At 71.5% G+C, this 19889-nt stretch carries 18 protein-coding genes; 13 read left to right on the top strand and 5 right to left on the bottom strand.

Annotated elements, in window-relative coordinates; translation table 11 throughout:
* Positions 1 to 91: 91 nt before the first annotated feature.
* Both WFI00_RS07560 and WFI00_RS07555 read right to left on the bottom strand, forming a co-directional pair.
* Positions 92 to 1003, bottom strand: coding sequence for an ABC transporter permease (locus tag WFI00_RS07560; RefSeq protein ID WP_336631990.1), 912 nt, complete (start codon positions 1001 to 1003; stop codon positions 92 to 94).
* Positions 1003 to 2274: a quaternary amine ABC transporter ATP-binding protein gene (locus tag WFI00_RS07555; protein WP_336632087.1), complete on the bottom strand. Its 1272-nt coding sequence runs from the start codon at positions 2272 to 2274 to the stop codon at positions 1003 to 1005. The genes WFI00_RS07560 and WFI00_RS07555 overlap by 1 nt, the downstream gene beginning before the upstream one ends.
* A 439-nt stretch (positions 2275 to 2713) precedes the next feature.
* On the opposite strand from WFI00_RS07555, the gene WFI00_RS07550 reads away from it, so the two are divergent.
* The 3 genes from WFI00_RS07550 to WFI00_RS07540 are packed head-to-tail and all read left to right on the top strand — an operon-like array spanning position 2714 to position 4712.
* On the top strand, positions 2714 to 3109 hold the full coding sequence (locus WFI00_RS07550; protein WP_336632088.1) for a GntR family transcriptional regulator: 396 nt from the start codon (positions 2714 to 2716) through the stop codon (positions 3107 to 3109).
* Entirely contained in the window at positions 3106 to 4020 is a 915-nt protein-coding gene (locus WFI00_RS07545) for an ABC transporter ATP-binding protein (RefSeq protein WP_336631991.1), read from the top strand. Before WFI00_RS07550 ends, WFI00_RS07545 begins: the two co-directional genes overlap by 4 nt.
* Positions 4017 to 4712, top strand: coding sequence for a hypothetical protein (locus WFI00_RS07540; RefSeq protein ID WP_336631992.1), 696 nt, complete (start codon positions 4017 to 4019; stop codon positions 4710 to 4712). Before WFI00_RS07545 ends, WFI00_RS07540 begins: the two co-directional genes overlap by 4 nt.
* Before the next feature lie 8 nt (positions 4713 to 4720).
* Here the strand turns inward: WFI00_RS07540 and WFI00_RS07535 are convergent, their stop codons facing one another.
* Positions 4721 to 5041: a chorismate mutase gene (locus WFI00_RS07535; RefSeq protein WP_336631993.1), complete on the bottom strand. Its 321-nt coding sequence runs from the start codon at positions 5039 to 5041 to the stop codon at positions 4721 to 4723.
* A 33-nt stretch (positions 5042 to 5074) separates the two neighbouring features.
* On the opposite strand from WFI00_RS07535, the gene WFI00_RS07530 reads away from it, so the two are divergent.
* Positions 5075 to 6229, top strand: coding sequence for an AI-2E family transporter (locus WFI00_RS07530; protein ID WP_336631994.1), 1155 nt, complete (start codon positions 5075 to 5077; stop codon positions 6227 to 6229).
* A 4-nt stretch (positions 6230 to 6233) separates the two neighbouring features.
* On the opposite strand, the gene WFI00_RS07525 is transcribed toward WFI00_RS07530, so the two are convergent.
* Together WFI00_RS07525 and WFI00_RS07520 are read right to left on the bottom strand one after the other, a co-directional pair.
* The gene (locus tag WFI00_RS07525; RefSeq protein WP_336631995.1) at positions 6234 to 7445 is read right to left on the bottom strand and encodes a lactonase family protein; all 1212 of its coding nucleotides are present in this window, start codon (positions 7443 to 7445) and stop codon (positions 6234 to 6236) included.
* 16 nt (positions 7446 to 7461) lie between these two features.
* The gene (locus WFI00_RS07520; RefSeq protein ID WP_336631996.1) at positions 7462 to 8748 is read right to left on the bottom strand and encodes an adenylosuccinate synthase; all 1287 of its coding nucleotides are present in this window, start codon (positions 8746 to 8748) and stop codon (positions 7462 to 7464) included.
* A gap of 106 nt (positions 8749 to 8854) precedes the next feature.
* Between WFI00_RS07520 and WFI00_RS07515 the strand changes: the two genes are divergently transcribed.
* The 9 genes from WFI00_RS07515 to WFI00_RS07475 all read left to right on the top strand — a co-directional run bounded on the left by WFI00_RS07515 (position 8855) and on the right by WFI00_RS07475 (position 19838).
* Positions 8855 to 9580 (top strand): Pr6Pr family membrane protein, encoded by a 726-nt coding sequence (locus tag WFI00_RS07515; RefSeq protein ID WP_336631997.1) that lies wholly within the window; start codon positions 8855 to 8857, stop codon positions 9578 to 9580.
* A 55-nt stretch (positions 9581 to 9635) separates the two neighbouring features.
* Entirely contained in the window at positions 9636 to 10628 is a 993-nt protein-coding gene (locus WFI00_RS07510; RefSeq protein ID WP_336631998.1) for a methionine ABC transporter ATP-binding protein, read from the top strand.
* Positions 10625 to 11344, top strand: a complete 720-nt coding sequence (locus WFI00_RS07505) for a methionine ABC transporter permease (protein ID WP_336631999.1) — start codon at positions 10625 to 10627, stop codon at positions 11342 to 11344. The genes WFI00_RS07510 and WFI00_RS07505 overlap by 4 nt, the downstream gene beginning before the upstream one ends.
* Before the next feature lie 42 nt (positions 11345 to 11386).
* Positions 11387 to 12214, top strand: coding sequence for a MetQ/NlpA family ABC transporter substrate-binding protein (locus WFI00_RS07500; protein ID WP_336632000.1), 828 nt, complete (start codon positions 11387 to 11389; stop codon positions 12212 to 12214).
* 71 nt (positions 12215 to 12285) lie between these two features.
* On the top strand, positions 12286 to 13728 hold the full coding sequence (gene argG, locus WFI00_RS07495) for an argininosuccinate synthase (RefSeq protein WP_336632001.1): 1443 nt from the start codon (positions 12286 to 12288) through the stop codon (positions 13726 to 13728).
* A 103-nt stretch (positions 13729 to 13831) separates the two neighbouring features.
* A complete protein-coding gene (locus tag WFI00_RS07490; protein ID WP_336632002.1) occupies positions 13832 to 14455 on the top strand; it encodes a TetR/AcrR family transcriptional regulator in 624 nt (207 codons plus the stop codon).
* Positions 14455 to 15201 (top strand): hypothetical protein, encoded by a 747-nt coding sequence (locus tag WFI00_RS07485; RefSeq protein ID WP_336632003.1) that lies wholly within the window; start codon positions 14455 to 14457, stop codon positions 15199 to 15201. The genes WFI00_RS07490 and WFI00_RS07485 overlap by 1 nt, the downstream gene beginning before the upstream one ends.
* Positions 15198 to 17051, top strand: coding sequence for a YhgE/Pip family protein (locus WFI00_RS07480; RefSeq protein WP_336632004.1), 1854 nt, complete (start codon positions 15198 to 15200; stop codon positions 17049 to 17051). Before WFI00_RS07485 ends, WFI00_RS07480 begins: the two co-directional genes overlap by 4 nt.
* Positions 17052 to 17153: 102 nt before the next feature.
* Positions 17154 to 19838: a penicillin acylase family protein gene (locus WFI00_RS07475; RefSeq protein WP_336632005.1), complete on the top strand. Its 2685-nt coding sequence runs from the start codon at positions 17154 to 17156 to the stop codon at positions 19836 to 19838.
* Positions 19839 to 19889 lie beyond the last annotated feature (51 nt).

Genomic DNA, 19889 nt, shown 5'->3' with positions numbered 1-19889 from the left:
GTCGACTGATGGGCGCGGAGTCTCCGCGCCCCCGGCGAGTGATGAGCTCGCCCGGTCTGTGGGGTGTGGGGGTCGGCGCGCGGACGCGCTCTCAGGCGGTGGCCGGCACGCGGGCATCCGCCGCATCGTCCGTGTCGCGGGCCGGCGTCGCGCGCGCGCCCGTCGTCCGTCGGCGGCGGTCGCCCCGGCCGAGGCCGGAGGTGATCCGGTCGAGGATCATCGCGATGATGACCACGGAGATCCCGGCCTCGAAGCCGAGCCCGACGTTGATGCGCCCGATCGCCGCGACGATCTCGCCGCCGAGGCCGCCCGCTCCGACCATGCCCGCGATGACGACCATCGACAGGCTCAGCATGATCACCTGGTTCACTCCGGCCATGATCGAGGGCAGCGCGAGGGGGAGCTGGATCTGGCGAAGGACGCGTCCGGGCGTCGCGCCGAACGCCTGACCGGCCTCGACGACCTCGGGGTCCACGCCGCGGATGCCGAGCTCGGTGAGCCGGACGCCGGGCGCGAGGGCGAACATGATCGTGGCGATCATGCCGGGCACCGCTCCGACCCCGAAGAAGATGATCGCCGGGATCAGGTAGACGAAGGCGGGCATCGTCTGCAGGAAGTCGAGCACGGGTCGCACGACGCGCGACACCGCGCCGCTGCGGGCGGCCGCGATGCCGAGCGGGATCGCGATCACGATCGCGACGATCGCCGCGACGAGCACGAGTGCGAGGGTGTCCATCGCGTTGTCCCACTGGTCGACCCCCACGATCACGAGGAGGCCGAGCGCCGTGCCGAGGGCGAGCCTCCAGCCGCGGGCCGCGAAGGCGATCGCCGCGAGGACCAGGATCACGATCCAGAAGGGCGGCGCGCTCAGCGCCGTCTCGAGCCCGCCGTACACGGCACGCAGGACGGTGGCGACGGCGTCGAAGAACCCGCCGAAGACGTCGCCGAGGACGTCGACGACCGCCTCGGCGACCGTGCCGAGGGGAATCCGGAAGCCATCCATCAGCGGGCTCCTTCCGTCGCGGCGTCCACGAGCGGGGTGAACTCGGCCACCATGTCGATGGGCGACTGCACGATCGGCATCTCACGTGTCGTCGCGGGCACGTTTCCGAGCGCCGCGAGGAGCGTCACGCGCGGGATGACGCCGAGCAGGCGACGGTTCTCGTCGACGACGGCGAGGGGCACCGTGGCCTCGACGGCGGTCTCGACGATTTCGGAGAGCAGGTCGTCGGGCCCGACGCTCGGAACGGCGGTCTCGACGATCTGACGGAGATCGGTCTGCCCGGCCTTGACGGCCCGGATGACCGCGCGGTCGGTGACGACGCCGACGAGCCTCCGGTTCTCCGTCGCGAAGACGGCGCCGACCTGCTGGGAGCGCAGGGTCCGGAGGGCGCCGCGGACGCCCGCGCTGAGCGGCGTCGTCTGGTGCGGGGGCTCCATGACTGACGCCGCGGTCAGCACACGGGCGCGATCGACGTCCTGCACGAACTGCGCGACGTAGTCGTTGGCGGGATCGGTGAGGATCTCCTCGGGCGTCCCGTTCTGCACGATGCGGCCGTCGCGCATGACCGCGATGCGGTCGCCGAGGAACATCGCCTCGTTGAGGTCGTGCGTGATGAACACGATGGTGCGTCCGAGCTCGCGCTGCAGCTCGACGAGCTGCTCCTGCATCTCGCGGCGGATGAGCGGGTCGAGCGCCGAGAAGGCTTCGTCCATGAGCAGGATGCCGGTGCCGGCGGTGAGCGCCCGGGCGATGCCGACCCGCTGACGCATGCCCCCGGAGAGCTCCTCGGGCAGGGCGTGTGCGCGGTCGGCGAGACCGACCCGCTCGAGCACCTCCAACGCGCGGCGGCGGCGCTCCGTCTTGCCGACGCCCTGGATCTCTAGCGCGTAGGCGGTGTTGTCGAGCACGCTCAGATGCGGCAGCAGGGCGAAGTGCTGGAACACCATCGAGACCTCTTCGCGGCGGATCGCGCGCAGTTCGCCGGTGGATGCCGTGGTCACGTTCCGGCCGTCGATGACGACCTCGCCGGCGGTGGGCGCGAGCAGACCGTTGAGCATGCGGATGATCGTGGACTTGCCCGACCCGGACAGTCCCATGATCACGAAGATCTCGCCGGGCTGGACCGTGAAGGAGGCATCGATGACGGCGGCGGTCCCGGCGTCGGCGATCTCGCTGCGGGACTGCCCGGCGCGCAGCCGGGCGACGGCATCCTTGGGATTGCGGCCGAAGACCTTGTACAGGTTCTTCGCCTCCAGAGCGGGCCGCGGCAGGGACGGCCCGGTGGCGGAGTCGACGCGCGCGGCGTCGAGGACGGGTGAGTCGGACACGGAACACCTCGGCAGCCCGGTGCACAGGCTGCATCGGTCACGCCCGGGTGGCGGCCTCCCGGCGCGACCTCCGCTGTCGAGGACGCACTCGGCGCCGGATGTCGGACCCGGCGCACGGGCCGCCGACCGTACGCTCACCGGTCTGGCCGCCCCGGAACACCCGGGCCTGCCACCGGCGACCGCGGACTGGTCGAACGGAGCCCCCTCCGGGGCCGTCGTCCAGGCTTGCATCGCATCACGCGCCGTGCAAATTCGCGTCATCGCGCCCGCCGCGCTATCACGCGCATGCGCACGCGCGCCGCCGAGGCACGAGTGCTTGACGATCGGAAGGTTATGTGGTTCATTAGTCATGTAACTAACCAACACACGAGGAGTGACCGTGCTGATCGACGATGGCAGGCCGATCTTCGTGCAGATCGCGGAGAGCGTCGAGGATGCGATCCTCGGCGGCAGCCTCGCCGAGGACGACCGCGCGCCGTCGACCAACGAGCTCGCCGCCTTCCACCGCATCAACCCGGCCACCGCCGCGAAGGGCGTCAACCTGCTGGTCGACAAGGGGATCCTCGTCAAGCGTCGCGGGATCGGGATGTTCGTCGCCGCCGGCGCGCGCGACCGCCTGCTCTCCGAGCGCCGCTCCGCCTTCGCCGACCGCTTCGTCGATCCGCTGCTCGCCGAGGCTCGTGCGCTCGGACTCGGACCCGACGACCTCGCCGCCCTCGTCCGCGAGCGCGCCGCCGAGCGCGCCGCACAGACCCCCACGGAAGGAATCTCACGATGAACGTCATCGAGGTGAGCCACCTCACCAAGCGCTACACGGACACCCTCGCCCTCGACGACGTCAGCGTCGCCTTCCGCGAGAACGCCATCTACGGTCTGCTCGGGCGCAACGGCGCCGGCAAGACGACCCTCATGACCCTCCTCACGGCGCAGAACTTCCCGACCTCGGGTCAGGTGCGCGTGTTCGGCGAGGACCCCTACGAGAACGCCGCCGTCCTGCAGCGCATCTGCTTCGTGCGCGAGGGCCAGCGCTACCCCGACGACGCACTCCCCTCCCACGCCTTCCGCGTGGCACGGCTCTTCTTCCCGAACTGGAGTCAGGACCTCGCCGACGACCTCGTCTCGGCCTTCGGGCTCCCCCTGAAGACGCGGATCAAGAAGCTCTCACGCGGTCAGCTCTCGGCCGTCGGAGTGATCATCGGGCTCGCCTCCCGAGCGGAGCTGACGTTCTTCGACGAGCCGTACCTGGGCCTGGATGCCGTCGCCCGGCAGGTCTTCTACGACCGCCTGCTCGAGGACTACGCCGAGCACCCGCGCACCGTCATCCTCTCCAGCCACCTGATCGACGAGGTGTCGAACCTGCTCGAGCGGGTCGTCGTGATCGACGAGGGCAGGATCCTCCTGGATGAGGACACCGACGAGCTGCGCTCGCGCGCGACGACCATCGTCGGCGACGCCGCCGCGATCGACGCGTTCGTGCAGGGCCGCGAGGTCATCCACCGGGAGCACCTCGGGCGGGTCGCGAGCGTCACGGTCCTCGGAGCGCTCGGCCCGCAGGAACGTGCGCGGATCGCCGAGGCGGGCCTGGAGCTCTCGCCCGTCTCGCTCCAGCAGCTCGTCGTGCGGCTGAGTCAGCACCGCGCATCCCCCGCGTCACCCGACGCGTTCGCCTCGGAAGGAGCACGGCGATGAGCCGCACACTGAACGTCGTCCGCATGCAGCTGGTCAATCGACAGACCTTCATCTGGGTGCCGCTGCTCGTCCTGGGCGGCTCCCTCGTGGTGTCGGTGGGGATCTGGGTGATCCTCCGGAACGGAGGCGTCGAGGTGACGATGGTCGGCGGCGGAGCCCAGGCCCCGCTGTGGTACTTCCTGATCGTCGGCGTCCAGGCCCTCACACTGACCTTCCCGTTCTCGCAGGCGATGAGCGTCACCCGTCGGGAGTTCTACCTCGGCACCCTCCTCACGGCCGGCATCACGAGCGGCATCCTGGCGGTCATGTTCGTCGTGGGCGGAGCGATCGAGATCGCGACCGGCGGATGGGGCGTCGGGGGGTACTTCTTCGCGCTGGACTGGCTGTGGACGGCGGGTCCCGCCGCCGCGGGCCTGTTCTTCTTCGTCATCGCCATGTTCGCGTTCGTCCTCGGGTTCTTCTTCGCGACCGTCTACAAGCGGTTCGGCAACCTGTGGCTGACCGTCCTGATCATCGGGTTCGCGCTCGCGCTGCTCGCGGTCGTGTGGACCATCACCGCGACCCGCTCCTGGGTACCGGTGATGACCGCCATCGTCGAGGGCGGCGTCGTGGGACTCACCCTGGGCGTCGCGGTCGCGACGATCGCGATGGCGGCGGTGTCGTACCCGGCGCTGCGCCGCGCCGTCCCCTGATCCGGGGCTCAGCGATCGGCGGTCGCGGGCGCGTCGGCGCCGGCGGCCGCCGCGTGATGACGGATGACCTCGGCGACGACGAAGTTGAACCACTTCTCGGCGAACTCGGGATCGAGGTCGGCATCCTCGGCGAGGCGGCGCAGCCGCGCGATCTGCTGCTCCTCGCGCGCCGGGTCGGACGGCGGCATCCCGTGCCGGGCCTTGAGGACGCCCACCTGCTGCGTCGCACGGAAGCGCTCGGCGAGCATGTGGATGAGCGCCGCGTCGATGTTGTCGATGCTGCCGCGCAGGCGCCGCAGCGTCACGGTCGGATCGGCCTCGTCGGTCATGCGTCGAGCCTATCGCGCCCTAAAGTGTGAGCCATGAGAGCTCGCCGCGCCCACCGGGGGATCGCCGCCTCCGCCCCGTCTCCCGCCCCCGCGTCGGTCGACGCCGACGTGCCGGCCGAGCCGCCGGCCGCGCGGACGTTCTGGGCCTATCTCAACCGCCCCTTCGGCGTGGGCTTCTTCCTCACGCTGGGCGGACTGGTCGCCCTCGCCTTCGGGATGGCGATCACGAACCTCGTGACCATCTGGATCTACATCGCCTTCGCCCTGTTCGCCGCGCTGGGGCTCGATCCCCTCGTGCGCCGGCTGGAGCGTCACCGCGTCGGGCGCGCGTGGGGGATCGTGATCGTCTACTCCGTCCTGGTCCTATTCCTCGTCGGCGTGCTGTGGCTGATCATCCCCACGGTGGTCACGCAGATCGCGCAGTTCGTCCGCGACGTGCCCCAGATGATCGGCGACTTCCAGCGCAGCGACGTCTACGCCTGGATCCACGAGCGCTTCGGCGATCAGGCCGCCGGCCTGCTCGCGCAGCTGCAGAAGTTCATCAGCGATCCGAGCAACATCGCCACGATCGGCGGCGGGGTCCTCCAGGTCGGTGCGACGATCGCCAGCGGTCTGTCGGGGCTGGTCATCATCATCGTCCTGAGCCTCTACTTCCTCGCGTCGCTCGATCAGATCAAGGCCGCCTTCACCCGGCTGTGGCCCGCGCGCAGCCGCGCGTTCATCGGCGACATGACCGAGGAGATCACCGGCTCGGTCGGCTCGTACCTGGGCGGGATGGTCGTGCTCGCCTTCTTCAACTCCGTGATGACGTTCATCCTGTACAGCGTGCTCCAGCTGCCCTTCCCGCTGCTGCTGGCGGTCATCGCGTTCTGTCTGACGATCATCCCCCTCGTCGGAACGGTGATGTTCTGGGTGGTCGGCTCGGTCGTCGCCCTGTTCAGCAGTCCGATCGCCGCCCTCGTGTTCGCCGTCCTCTACCTCATCTACATGCAGATCGAGGCATACGTCCTGACGCCGAAGGTCATGAGCAAGGCGATCGCGGTCCCGGGGTCGCTCGTGGTCATCGGTGCGCTCGTCGGCGGCACGCTCATGGGCCTGCTGGGCGCGCTGGTCGCCATCCCGGTCACGGCGTCGATCCTCCTCATCATCAAGAAGGTCTACATCCCGCGACAGGACGCCAAGGTCTGACGCGTCATCGGCGGTCGCTCAGCAGCCGCGTCGGGGCGGGAGCCTCGACGCGTCGGCGGACGCGGCCGACGACGCCCGTGCGCTCGTCCAGGGCGAGAGAGGCGACCTCGTCGGAGCGCTGCCCCGCGACGAGCACGGTGTCGCGCTCGACGACGTGGTGGCGCGGCCACACGACGCCCGACTCGACCACGGCGACGGGGGCGAGTCGAGAACCGCCGTCGCCGACCCGGAGGCTCGCCAGCACGTCGGTTCCGCGGACGCCGACGACGACGACCCGCCCGTCTCGACTGAGGGCGATCTCCGCGGCCGCGTCGCGCCCCGGCACGGTACCCGCCCCGAGCCCGCTCCCGGACACGAGCCGCCAGCGCTCCGCGACGGGCGCGGCGGGATCCGGCGTCAGGACGAAGACCTCGAGCGAGTCCTCCGTGACGACGTACAGGTGCCCGCTCGGGTGCCATACCGCGTGACGCGGCCCGCACCCGCGGGGCAGGACGACCCGCTGGGTCTCGCGCAGCCCGCCCGCGGCGACCACCCAGAACCGGACGAGGTCGAACCCGAGGTCGGTCGTGGCGACGACACCGCCGGGGAGGAGGACGGCCTGGTGCGCGCGGGAACGCCGCGCGGGCTGCTCGGAGACGGAGTCCGCCGCGTCGGCGGACGGAGCGGACGGGGTGGGCGGGGCAGTCCCGGGGCCCGTGCCTCCCGGCGACCCGAACAGCGGCAGATCGCCGAACGCCGCCAGGTCGAGGAGCCCCGCCGGCTCGTCCGTTCGCGGGTGCGCGCCCCCGTCCTCGGCGTAGGGATCCGACGCGGCGGGCGCGATGCTCGCCGCCCCGATGCGCCCCTCCGCGCTGAGGGGGTACCGGACCACGCGGCCGTCGCCCCAGCACGACGCGATGAGCGCGGATCCGTCCGGCGCCACGGCGACGTGGCAGACGAGCTCGCCGGCGGCGACCGCGTCGCCCAGGGGCGCGAAGGACTCCTCGCCGGAGCGGGCGAGGGCGCGGACCGTGCCCTCGCCCTCCTGGGCCGCGTAGAGGACGTCGCGCGTCGGATGCGCCGCGAGCCACGACGGCGACGGGGCCGCCGCCGCCACGCCGCCGTAGGCGAGGTCGCCGCCCGCGAGCGGGTCGTCGGACGCGCCGGCCCTCAGCACGCCGATCCCGGCGGCCGCACCGCCGTCCTCGGGCCCGTAGCCGCCGAGCCAGAACCTCACGGGAGGCGTCCCGGCATCAGTCGACGAGGTCGTGACGCACGATGACCGCGTCGCGCGCCGGTCCCACGCCGATGACCGAGATGCGCGTACCGCTCATCGCCTCCAGCGCGAGGACGTAGTCCTGCGCCGCCTCCGGCAGCTCCTCGAAGGTGCGCGCGCCGGAGATGTCCTCCGACCAGCCGGGGAAGTACTCGAGGACGGGCGTGGCGTGGTGGAAGTCGCTCTGGTTGACCGGGACCTCGTCGAACCGCTCGCCGTCGACCTCGTACGCGACGCAGACCGGGATGCGCTCCAGGCCGGTCAGGATGTCGAGCTTGGTGAGCACGAGGTCCGTGATCCCGTTGATGCGGGTCGCGTACCGGGTGATCGGGGCGTCGTACCAGCCGACCCGGCGGGGACGGCCGGTGGTGGTGCCGAACTCGAACCCGCGCTTGCGCAGCCACTCGCCCTGCTCGTCGAACAGCTCGGTCGGGAAGGGTCCCGACCCGACGCGCGTCGTGTACGCCTTGACGATCCCGACGATGCGGTCGAGGCGGTTGGGGCCCACGCCGGAGCCGGTCGCGGCGCCGCCCGCGGTCGCGGAGGACGACGTGACGAACGGGTACGTGCCGTGGTCGACGTCGAGCATCGTGGCCTGTCCGCCCTCGAAGACGACGACCTCGCCGGCGTCCAGTGCGCGGTTCAGCAGCAGTCCGGTGTCGCAGACCATGGGGCGCAGGCGCTCCACGTAGGAGAGCAGGTCGTCGACGACCTCGTCGACCGTGATCGCGCGGCGGTTGAACACCTTGACGAGCAGATGGTTCTTCTGGTCGAGGGCTCCCTCGACCTTCTGGCGCAGGATGTTCTCGTCGAACAGGTCCTGGATGCGGATGCCCACCCGGTTGATCTTGTCGGCGTAGGTCGGTCCGATCCCCCGGCCCGTGGTGCCGATCATGCGCTTGCCGAGGAAGCGCTCGGTGACCTTGTCGAGAGTCCGGTGGTACTGCGTGATCACGTGGGCGTTGGCGCTGATCTTCAGCCGCGACGTGTCGAGCCCGCGGGCGTTGAGCGCCTCGAGCTCGCCGAAGAGGACCTCGAGGTCCACGACCACGCCGTTGCCGATCACGGCGGTGACGCCCGGGGAGAGGATGCCGGAGGGCAGCAGGTGCAGCGCGTACTTCTCGTCGCCGATGACGACGGTGTGACCCGCGTTGTTCCCGCCGTTGAACTTGACGACCCAGTCGGTGCGCTCCCCGAGGAGATCGGTGGCCTTGCCCTTGCCCTCGTCTCCCCACTGGACTCCGACGATCACGATGCCTGGCATGGGCTCACTCCCCCGTTTATCGGACGGTTACACCCCATCCTATCGGTGCGGCGCGCGGATGCCCCGGGCGCGTGACGGGCGCTGCGCCGACCGCTACGGTCGTGGCATGCCTGCGCCCCGTACCCGCGACGCCCTGTGGGGCGTCCTCCGCCTGACCGTCGCGGCGGCCATCGTCGCCGCCATCGTCGCGCAGCTGGTCCGATCCGTGTCCAACTCGCTCGCCGAGGGGTGGCCGGTCGGCGGCACGGTCGTCGACTTCTTCAGCTTCTTCACGATCCTCTCCAACGCGACATCCGTCGTCGTGCTCGTCGTGGGGGGTGTGATGCTGCTGCGCCCGGGCGCGCGCGACGGACGCGTCTTCGCGACGATCCTCGTCTGTGCGACGACCTACATGACGATCACCGGCCTCGTCTACAACACACTTCTGCGCGGAATCCCGCTTCCGCAGGGGGCCACGGTGCCCTGGTCCAACGAGATCCTGCACGTCTGGGCGCCGCTGTTCTTCGTCCTCGACCTGCTCCTCGCGCCGCGCCGTCGCGCGCTGCCCTGGTCGGCGGTGGGTGTCATCACGATCTTCCCGCTCGTCTGGCTCGCCTACACGCTCGTCCGCGGCCCGCTCGTCGTGAACTTCCGCACCGGGGACCCGTGGTGGTATCCGTACCCCTTCCTCGACCCGCACCTGCAGCCGTGGGGGTACGGCGGCGTTGCGCTGTACGCGCTCGCGATCGCGGCCGCCATCGTCGCGATCGGCGCGGTCGCCGTCGCGGTCGGTCGCGCACGCGGGCGGCTCGGCGGTGAAGCACGTTTGCGCGTGTCGCGCGAGCACCGATGACACGAATCGTCATCTGATTTCAGCGGCGGGCCCACGAGAGGATTGGATCGAGGGGATGATCTCCCTCGACCACGTCTCCAAGGCCTACGGCGGCCTCCCCGCCGTCGACGACGTGACGCTGGAGATCCCCACGGGCGAGATCTTCGGCGTCGTCGGGCAGAGCGGCGCGGGCAAGAGCACACTCGCGCGGATCGTCAACCTCCTCGAACGTCCCGATCGCGGCACCGTGACGGTCGACGGCACGGTGCTGACCTCGCTCAACCCCGCCGAGCTCCGACGCGCACGGCGGCGCATCGGCATGGTGTTCCAGCGATTCAACCTGCTCGGCAGCCGGACGGTGCGCGGCAACGTCGAGCTCGCCCTCGAGCTCGACGGCGCGCCGCGCGCGGAGCGCGCCTCCCGCGCGCAGGAGATGCTCGACCTCGTCGGTCTCGGCCATCGCGCGGACGCGTCGGTGCACGAGCTGTCCGGCGGTCAGCAGCAGCGCGTGGGCATCGCGCGCGCACTCGCGGCGCGCCCGACGGTGCTGCTCTCGGACGAGGCGACCAGCGCCCTCGACCCCGAGACCACGGCGTCGATCCTCGACCTCTACCGCCGCATCAACACCGAGCTCGGCCTCACGGTGCTGCTCATCACGCACGAGATGGAGGTCGTGAAGTCGGTCTGCGACTCGGCGGCGCTCATCGAGAACGGTCGGGTCGTCGAGACCGGTCGCCTGGTCGACCTCATCCGCACGCCCGGGTCGCGCCTGACCTCGCAGCTGTTCCCCATCGGTCCGGTCTCGGCGCACGTGCCCGAGGACGACGTCGTGATCGACATCACCTTCGCGGGCGGAACCGCCGATCGGCCGATCATCGCGCAGCTCGCGCGCGACCACGCCGTCGACGTGTCGATCCTGGGCGCCCTCATCGAGCAGATCGGCGGCACACAGGCCGGGCGCACGCGCCTGCAGCTGCCCGCCGAGGCATCCCGCGCGATCATCACCGACCTGCGCGGACAGGGCCTGCTCGTCGATGTGCTCCGCGGCGGCACGGGAGGCGCTTCATGAACGACCAGCTGATCCAGGTGCTCCTCGTCGCGACGGGCCAGACCCTCTACATGGTCGGCGTCGCGCTGCTGGTCACCATCATCGTCGGCCTTCCGCTGGGCGTGGTGCTCGTCGGCACCGAGCCGGGCCGCTTCCTCGATCGGCCGTTCGGCTCGCGCGCCGCCGGGGCGATCATCAACCGCACGCTCGACCTCATCGTCAACTTCGGCCGGTCCGTCCCGTTCATCATCCTGATGGTCGCCCTCATCCCGGTCACGCGCCTGATCGTCGGCACGTTCATCGGCCCGACGGCGGCGATCGTCCCCCTGTCGGTGGTCGCGATCCCCTTCTTCGCGCGCATGGTCGAGATCGCGATCAAGGAGGTCGACCCGGGCCTGCTCGACGTCGCCTCCTCGCTCGGTGCGAGCCGGTGGCAGCTCGTCGCCAAGGTCCTGCTCCCCGAGGCGGCCCCCTCGATGCTGCTCGGGTTGTCGACGACGGTCACGTCGATCATCAACTTCTCCGCGATGGTGGGCACGGTCGCCGGCGGCGGACTCGGCGATGTCGCGATCCGCTACGGCTATCAGCAGTACAGCTGGATCCACATCGTCTCGGTGATCGTCATCATCTTCGCGATCGTCATGATCCTCCAGGGCCTGGCGACCTGGGGCGCCCGGCGCCTGGCTCGACGCTCGCCGCGCCGTCGGACGCGCGCGACGACCGTCGCATCGTTCTGACTCCCGCTCTTCCCGCCCGATAGTTCTCCGAGAGGAACCACCATGTCCCGCACCTTCCGCCTGTCCGCCCTCGCCGCCGCGGCGGCCCTCGCCCTCACGCTCACGGGATGCGCGGGCTCGTCGCAGCCCGCCGCCACGGGGGACGCCGGTTCGCTCGGCACCCTCAAGGTGGGGGCGCTGCAGACCCCGGCCGGCGACATCCTGACGCACATCGCCGAGAACGGCGCCGCGGCGGCGGGCCTCACGATCGAGTTCGTGCCGTTCACCGACTACAACACCCCCAACACGGCACTCGTGGACGGCTCGATCGACGCGAACCTGTTCCAGAACGCGACGTTCCTGAAGACCTTCAACGAGAAGACCGGCTCCGACCTCGTGAGCGTCGGCGAGGCCTACCTGCCCTCCGCGGCGTTCTACTCGACGAAGGTGAAGAGCCTCGACGACCTCAAGAACGGCGCGTCGATCGCGATCCCGAACGACCCGACCAACGAGGGCCGCGCGCTCAAGCTGCTCGCCTCGAAGGGCGTCATCGAGGTGCGCGACGACGTGACGGACCTGTCCGGCATCACCGCGAACCCCCACGGGTTCGAGTTCAAGGAGATCGAGAACGCGACGCTCCCGCAGGCCCTGCCCGACGTGGACACGGCGTTCGTGACGATCTCGTTCGCGCTGCCGGCCGGCCTCACCTCGTCGGAGGCGATCCTGCTGGAGGGTTCCGACAGCGCGTACTACAACGTGCTCGCGACGCGCGCCGAGCTGAAGGACGACCCGCGCATCACCGCGCTCTACGAGCTGCTGACCTCCCAGGCGACGGCCGACTACGAGACGGACACCTGGGGCGGCCTGGTCGTCCCGGTCGTGAAGGGCTGAGTACCCCTCGCAACAGCTGCGGGGCGGGCGGCCCGTCGGGTCGCCCGCCCCGCGTCGATAGAATCGGAACCATGTCGAAGGTCCTTCAGTCCCTGCCCGTCGGCGAGCGCGTCGGCATCGCCTTCTCGGGAGGGCTCGATACCTCCGTCGCCGTCGCCTGGATGCGCGACAAGGGCGCCGTCCCGTTCACCTACACCGGCGACCTGGGGCAGTACGACGAGGACGACATCGCCTCGATCCCCGGACGCGCGCTGCAGTACGGCGCCGAGGCGTCCCGGCTGATCGACTGCAAGCCGCTGCTGGTGGAGGAGGGGCTCGTCGCGCTGTCGTGCGGCGCCTTCCACATCCGCTCGGGCGGGCGCACCTACTTCAACACGACGCCCATCGGGCGCGCCGTGACCGGCACGCTCCTGGTGCGCGCGATGAAGGAGGACGGCGTCGACATCTGGGGCGACGGCTCGACCTACAAGGGCAACGACATCGAGCGCTTCTACCGGTACGGCCTGCTCGCCAACCCGTCGCTGCGCATCTACAAGCCGTGGCTCGACGCCGACTTCGTCACCGAGCTGGGCGGTCGCAAGGAGATGAGCGAGTGGCTCGTCGCCCACGACTTCCCGTACCGCGACTCGGTCGAGAAGGCGTACTCCACGGATGCCAACATCTGGGGCGCCACGCACGAGGCGAAGACCCTCGAGCACCTCGACGTGTCCCTCGAGATCGTCGACCCGATCATGGGTGTGCGCTTCTGGGACCCGGCGGTCGAGATCGCCGCCGAGGACGTGTCGATCACGTTCGAGGCGGGACGCCCGGTCGCCGTCAACGGCGTCGAGTACGCGGATCCCGTGGCGCTCGTGCAAGAGGTCAACGCGATCGGCGGCCGCCACGGCCTCGGCATGAGCGACCAGATCGAGAACCGCATCATCGAGGCGAAGTCGCGCGGCATCTACGAGGCCCCCGGGATGGCACTGCTGTTCATCGCGTACGAGCGCCTCGTCAACGGCATCCTCAACGAGGACACCCTCGCGACCTACCACGAGCAGGGTCGCCGCCTCGGTCGCCTCATGTACGAGGGCCGGTGGCTCGAGCCGCAGTCGTTCATGCTGCGCGAGTCGATCCAGCGCTGGGTGGGCTCGGCCATCAGCGGCACCGTCACGCTGCGCCTGCGCCGCGGCGAGGACTACACGATCCTCGACACCGTGTCGCCGAACCTGTCCTACGCCCCCGAGAAGCTCTCGATGGAGCGCGTGGGCGACGCCGCCTTCGGGCCGGTCGACCGCATCGGCCAGCTGACGATGCGCAACCTCGACATCGCCGACTCTCGCGCGCGCCTCGAGCAGTACGCGGGCCTGGGCCTCATCGGCGGCGCGACGGCCGAACTCGTCGGCGAGCTCGCATCGGGTGCGGCACCGGGCATCACCGCGCACGCGGCGCCGTACGACGCGCGCCGCGAGGAGCTGGCGGAGGCGGTCGACGAGGCGTCCGAGTCGGCGTCGTTCGACTTCGGCGCCGACTGAGACGCGGCGCGGCGGGTCTCCCTCCCTCGCTTCCGCCCGGCCGGAAGAAAGACGACGGGCGCAATAACTTGCACATCAGTGTGCAGTTTCTTACACTCGTCGGGTGACCACGACCGCACCTCCCCGCCGACCGCGGAAGGACGCCGAGGCGAACCGCGCCGGCATCCTCCGCGCCGCGGCGACGACCCTCGCCGTCGACCCGAGCGCCTCGATCGACCAGATCGCGCGCGCCGCGGGACTCACCCGGCGCGCGCTGTACGGACACTTCGACGACCGTCAGGCACTCCTGGGCGAGCTGATCGCAGCGGGTGCGCAGCGCTTCAACGCGATCGCCGCCTCCGTCGACGACCCCCACCCTCCCCTCGCGCTCGCCCGGCTCACCGCATCGCTGTGGACGGCCGCGGCGCACGTCCAGGTGGCGGCCGCGCTCGCTCTCGACGAGGCGCGCGTCGAGCAGACCGCGACCGCGCTCGCACCGCTGCGGCGCACCCTGGCCGCCATCGTGCGTGCGGGGCAGGACGACGGCTCCCTGCGCACCGACATGGCCGCACCCACCCTCGCTCGGCTCATCGAGGAGACCGCGCGCGGGATCGTCACGAGGGTCGACGCCGCCTCGCCGGTCGCGACGTCGCTGGCCGTCCGGGCCGTCCTGAGCATCGCGGGCCTGTCCTGGCGGGAGGGCGATGCCCTAGTGTCCGCCCACCCCGAGCTGCTCGGGGAGTCCTGATGCGGATCCGGCTGGACGCGGTGACGAAGGGACGACGCGGCGAGGCGCTCCCCGAGACGACGCTCGCCTATCGGAGCGGGCGGGCGACCCTCGCCGTCGCCGAGACCGAGCAGCGCCCCACCGTCCTCGGTCTCATCGCCTCCGGGCGCATGCGGCCCGACACGGGGTCGGTCGCGCTGGACGACGCCTTCGACCGTCACGCCCGCGGGGCCCTCCGGCGGCGCATCGCGCTCGTCGATGCGCCCGACGTCAGCGACCCGGCGCCGAACATCGCGGTCGCCGGCGTCGTCGCCGAGGAGCTCATGTTCGCGGGGCTGGCCAGCGACCCGCTGTCGGCTCGCCGCTGGCTCGAGAAGTACGGCCTGCGCTCTTCGTCGCGCCTGCCGATCGGCGATCTCGACCCCGTCCCCCGCCTGAAGATCCTGCTCGAGCTGGCCGCCCTGCGGCCGGGGGTGGACGGCCTCGTGCTCGTGTCGCCCGACCGCCACGGCGGCGACCCGGCCCACTGGTGGGCCCTCGCGGAGGAGTTCGCCGCGCGCGGCCTCGCGGTCCTCGTGATCGCCGGGGCCGCGGCCTCCGCAGCCCTCACCGGCGCTCCGGCGGTACCCGCCCGCCCGCGGCCGAGCGGGATCCGCCTGCGCCGCGGCGCGAGCCTCGTCGCGCACGTCGCACGTCCGCCCCACCCGGCGCGCCGCCCGGACGATCACCCCGCCGACCACCCCGCCGAGTCCGGAGCACGCCGATGAAGATCCCCGCCATGATCGCCGCGGAACTGCGGCGCCTCACCGCGACGCGGATGTCCGTCATCGCGCTCGTGGCGCTGATGCTCGTCCCCGTCCTCTACGGCGGCGTGTACCTGTGGGCGAACCAGGACCCGTACGGCAAGTTCGCTCAGGTGCCGGTCGCCCTCGTCGACCTCGACGAGGGATCCGGGACCGGCGCGGATGCCACGACGTACGGCGACCAGGTCGCCGACCAGCTGATCAGCGGCGGCGCGTTCGATTGGCGGGCCCTCTCCGCGGACGCGGCGCGCGCCGCCCTGAGCGAGGGCGAGGTCGACTTCATCGTGACGATCCCCTCGGACTTCTCGGACGCTCTGACGTCGGCGGCGGGGTCCGCCCCCCGGCAGGCCACGATCGGCCTCGAGACGAACGATGCCAACAACTACCTCGCCTCCACGATCGGCACCCAGGCGGTCGAGAAGATCCGCCGCTCGGTCGCCGAGCTCGTGGGAGAGCAGGCGGCCTCGCGTCTGCTCGGCGCGCTGAGCGACATCCGCGCGCAACTGTCGACGGCCGCCGGAGGCGCCTCGACGCTCACCGACGGGGCGCAGCAGGTCGCCGACGGCAGCGGCAGCCTCGCCCAGGGCACCGCCGGTCTCGCCCAGGGCGCGGGCACCCTCACCTCGGGCGCGCAGCAGGTCGCGGGCGGCGCCGCGCAGGTCGCGGACGGCGCCGCGCAGGTCTCGCAGGGCACTGCCGTCCTGAGCGGGTATGCGGACCGCGCCGGAGCCGCCGGGCGAGACGTCGTCGACGCCCTCCCCCAGGCCCGCGCCGACATCGCCCGGCTGCTCGCCGAGCAGGGGGTCGATCAGGCGACGATCGATCGCGTCCTGGCCGCCCTCGATCCCATCGGCGACGCCGCACGCACCGGGAACGAGCGCCTGCAGGCGGCGGTGGGCCAGGTGGACCGCCTCGCCGACGGAGCCGCCCAGGTCGCGGACGGCGCCGCGCAGGTCGCGTCGGGCTCCCAGCAGGTCGCCTCGGGCTCCGCCGCCCTGACGGACGGGGCGAACCAGGCGGCGGCCGGCGCCGCCACCCTGGCGAGCGGAGCCGGGCAGGTCGCGGGCGGCGCCGCGCAGCTGCGCGACGGGCTCGCCGCGGGCGTGCAGGCGATCCCCGACACCGATGCGGCCACGCGCGACGCTCAGGCGAAGACGATCGCCGACCCCGTGACGATCTCGTCGAACGCACAGACGTCCGCCGGGGAGTACGGCGCCGGTCTCGCCCCCTTCTTCGCGGCGCTCGCGGGCTGGATCGGCATCTACGCGCTGTTCCTCATCGTGAAGCCGATCTCGCGGCGTGCGGTGACCGCACTGCGCTCGCCTATCCGCGTGACCCTCGCCGGCTGGCTCACCCCGGCCCTCCTGGGCAGCCTCGGCATGGTCGCCCTGTTCGGCGTGCTGTCCCTCGCCCTCGGCTTCCGTTTCGCCAATCCGCTCGGAACGCTCGGCATCCTCATGCTGGCCTCGTTCACCTACGCCTCGATCATCCTCGCGCTGAACGTCTGGCTGGGCTCGGTCGGTCAGTTCATCGGACTCATCCTGATGGTGCTGCAGCTGGTGACGGCGGGCGGCACGTTCCCCTGGCAGACGCTCCCGGCGCCGCTCGCGTGGCTGCACCACGTGCTGCCGATGGGATACGTCGTCGACGCGATGCGCCAGCTCATGTACGGCGGAGACCTCGCCCGCGTCGGCTCCGACATCGGCGTCCTGCTGGTGTGGATCGGCGCGGCCCTGACCCTCGCGGTGATCGGCGTGACACGGATGACGCACGGGCGGACCCTGCGCGATCTGCAGCCGAGCCTCATCGGCTGACGCCGGGCACCGGTTCGGTTAGCATGCGTTCACGGGCCCGGACGAGGGGGCGAGGGTCCGGGCCGTGAGCTCGCACGCCCCCCGGAAGGCGGTCCGGCGCGGATGTCCGATCTCCCCTCCCTCACGGGAGCCCACCGGACGGCGGTGGACGGCCCGGTGGACCAGCCCGTGGACCGCCCCGTGCGACGCCGTCGCCTCCGCCGCCGCCTCGCGATCATCGCGTACGCCGTGGTCGTGGGACTCACCGTGATCGCGCTCGTCGGCGCGGGCACCGTGGTGTGGACGATCCAGCGGTCGTTCCCTCAGCTGAGCGGCACGGTCGCCGTCGCCGGACTCGGAGCCGACGTCACGGTCGCGCGCGACGAGCTGGGCATCCCCACCATCGTCGCCGACACGCCGCACGATCTCTTCTACGCCCAGGGATACGTCCACGCGCAGGATCGCTTCTGGGAGATGGACTTCCGCCGTCACGTGACCTCGGGCCGACTCGCGGAGCTGTTCGGCGCATCCCAGCTGCCCACCGACCGGTTCCTGCGCACCCTCGGGTGGCACCGCATCGCGGAGCAGGAGGTCGCCGCCCTCGACGACACGACGCGCGGATACTACGAGGCCTACGCCGAGGGCGTGAACGCCTACCTCGCCGACCACCGGGGATCGGCGGCGTCCTTCGAGTACGCGGTGCTGGGCCTGCAGAACTCCGCGTACGAGATCGCCCCCTGGACGCCCGCCGACTCCGTCGCGTGGCTGAAGGCGATGGCCTGGGACCTCCGGGGCAACATCGAGGAGGAGATCGAGCGCGCGCTGCTGGCGCAGACGCGCACGCCCGCCGAGATCGCCGAGCTCTACCCCGCGTACCCCGCCGACCACCCGGTGATCGTCCCGACCATCACGACCGGCCTCGACCCCGTGGCCCCCGCCGTTCCGGCGTCCGCTGCGTCCGCGGACGCCGGTGCGCCGTCGGTGGCCGGCGCCGCGACCGGATCGGCCGCCGGGCCGGCGATCGTCTGGCGTGAGGCCGGATCGGTCCTCGACGCGGCCGCGGCGCTGCTGGGCGGCGTCGGCGAGGGAGTGGGGTCCAACTCCTGGGTGGTCTCCGGCTCGTATACGCAGAGCGGCATGCCTCTGCTGAGCAACGATCCGCACCTCGGCGCGTCGCTTCCGAGCGTGTGGCATCAGGTCGGTCTGCGGTGCCGCACGACGGGTCCGGAATGCCCGTTCGACGTGGCCGGATTCGGATTCTCCGGCGTCCCGGGCGTGATCATAGGTCACAACGCGGACATCGCCTGGGGGTTCACGAACCTGACCGCGGACGTCACCGACCTCTACCTCGAGAAGCTGGACGGCGACCGGTACTGGCGCGACGGTCAGCTCGTCCCCCTCGAGACCCGCACCGAGACCCTCCGCGTCGCCGGCGGAGCCGACGAGACCCTCGAGGTGCGCTCCACCGGGCACGGCCCGATCCTCTCCACGACGTCGGACGACCTGGCCCGCATCGCGGAGGATCCCTACACCGGGACGACCCACGCCGCCGAGTCCCCGGCGGACGCTCCCCCCGGCGAGTACGCCGTCGCGCTGCGGTGGACGGCGCTCGATCCCGGCACCGCGGCGCGGGCGATCTTCGCGTTGGACACGGCGCAGGACTTCACCGCCTTCCGCGCGGCGGCGGCCGACTTCGACGTGCCCGCGCAGAACATGATCTACGCCGACCGTCACGGCGACATCGGCTATCAGACGCCGGGCCGGCTGCCGATCCGCGGCGCGGGCGACGGGACCATGCCCGCCCCGGGGTGGGACTCGGCCTACGACTGGACGGGGTTCATCCCCTTCGACGATCTCCCCGTCGTCCTGAACCCCGACCGCGGGTTCATCGTCACCGCGAACAACGCGGTCGTCGGTGCCGACTATCCGTACGTCCTCGGGTCGGACTGGGACGCGGGCTGGCGCGCCGCGCGCATCACGGACCTGCTCGAGCGCGCGATCGCGAGGGGCGACGTCTCGGCCGACGACATGAGCAGCATCCAGGCCGACCAGGAGTTCTGGATGGGTAAGCGCCTCAGCACCGCGTACAGCGGCATCACGCTCGACGACCCGAAGGCGCAGCGAGCGCTCGATCTGCTCGCCGGATGGGACGCGCAGAACGACGCCGAGTCGTCGGCCGCCGCGTACGCGAACGTCCTGTGGGACGAGCTCGCGCAGGACCTCTTCTCGCGACGCGACGACCCGGTCGGTCTCTCCGGGCAGGACCGCCTCTTCGTGGTCATCGACCGGCTCCTCGACGAACCGCAGTCTCCCTGGTGGACCAATCCCACGATCGGGGTCGCGGATCAGCACGGGATGCTCGTGCGCGCCGCGACGGACGCGTACGCACGCCTCGTCGCGCTTCAGGGCGACAACCCGGACGCCTGGAGCTGGGGCGACCTGCACACGATCACCCTCACGAGCGGCACGTTCGGCGAGAGCGGCATCGCGCCGATCGAGTGGCTGTTCAACCGCGGGCCGTTCCCCGCGGGGGGAGGGTCCTCGGTCGTGGACGCGACGGGCTGGCAGCTCGGCAGCGGCGGTTTCGCGATCTCGACGGTGCCGTCGATGCGGATGACGGTGGACCTCGCCGACCTCGACGCCTCGCGATGGAACCACCTCACGGGGACGAGCGGCCACGCCTTCCACCCGAACTACACGGACCAGTTCGAGACGTGGCAGGCGCAGCGGCAGACGCCCTGGACCTTCACCCTCGAGCGTGTCCTGGCGTCGGCCACCGACACGCTCGTGCTCACCCCCGGGCGCTGAGAAGGCCGTCGTCAACCCCCTGAGGACCGCGCGAGGTGCGGCCTAGCATGG

This window comes from Microbacterium sp. MMO-56 (assembly GCF_037146215.1).
In the GTDB taxonomy this organism is placed as follows: Bacteria; Actinomycetota; Actinomycetes; order Actinomycetales; family Microbacteriaceae; genus Microbacterium.
This window is presented reverse-complemented; position numbering and strand designations above follow the sequence as displayed.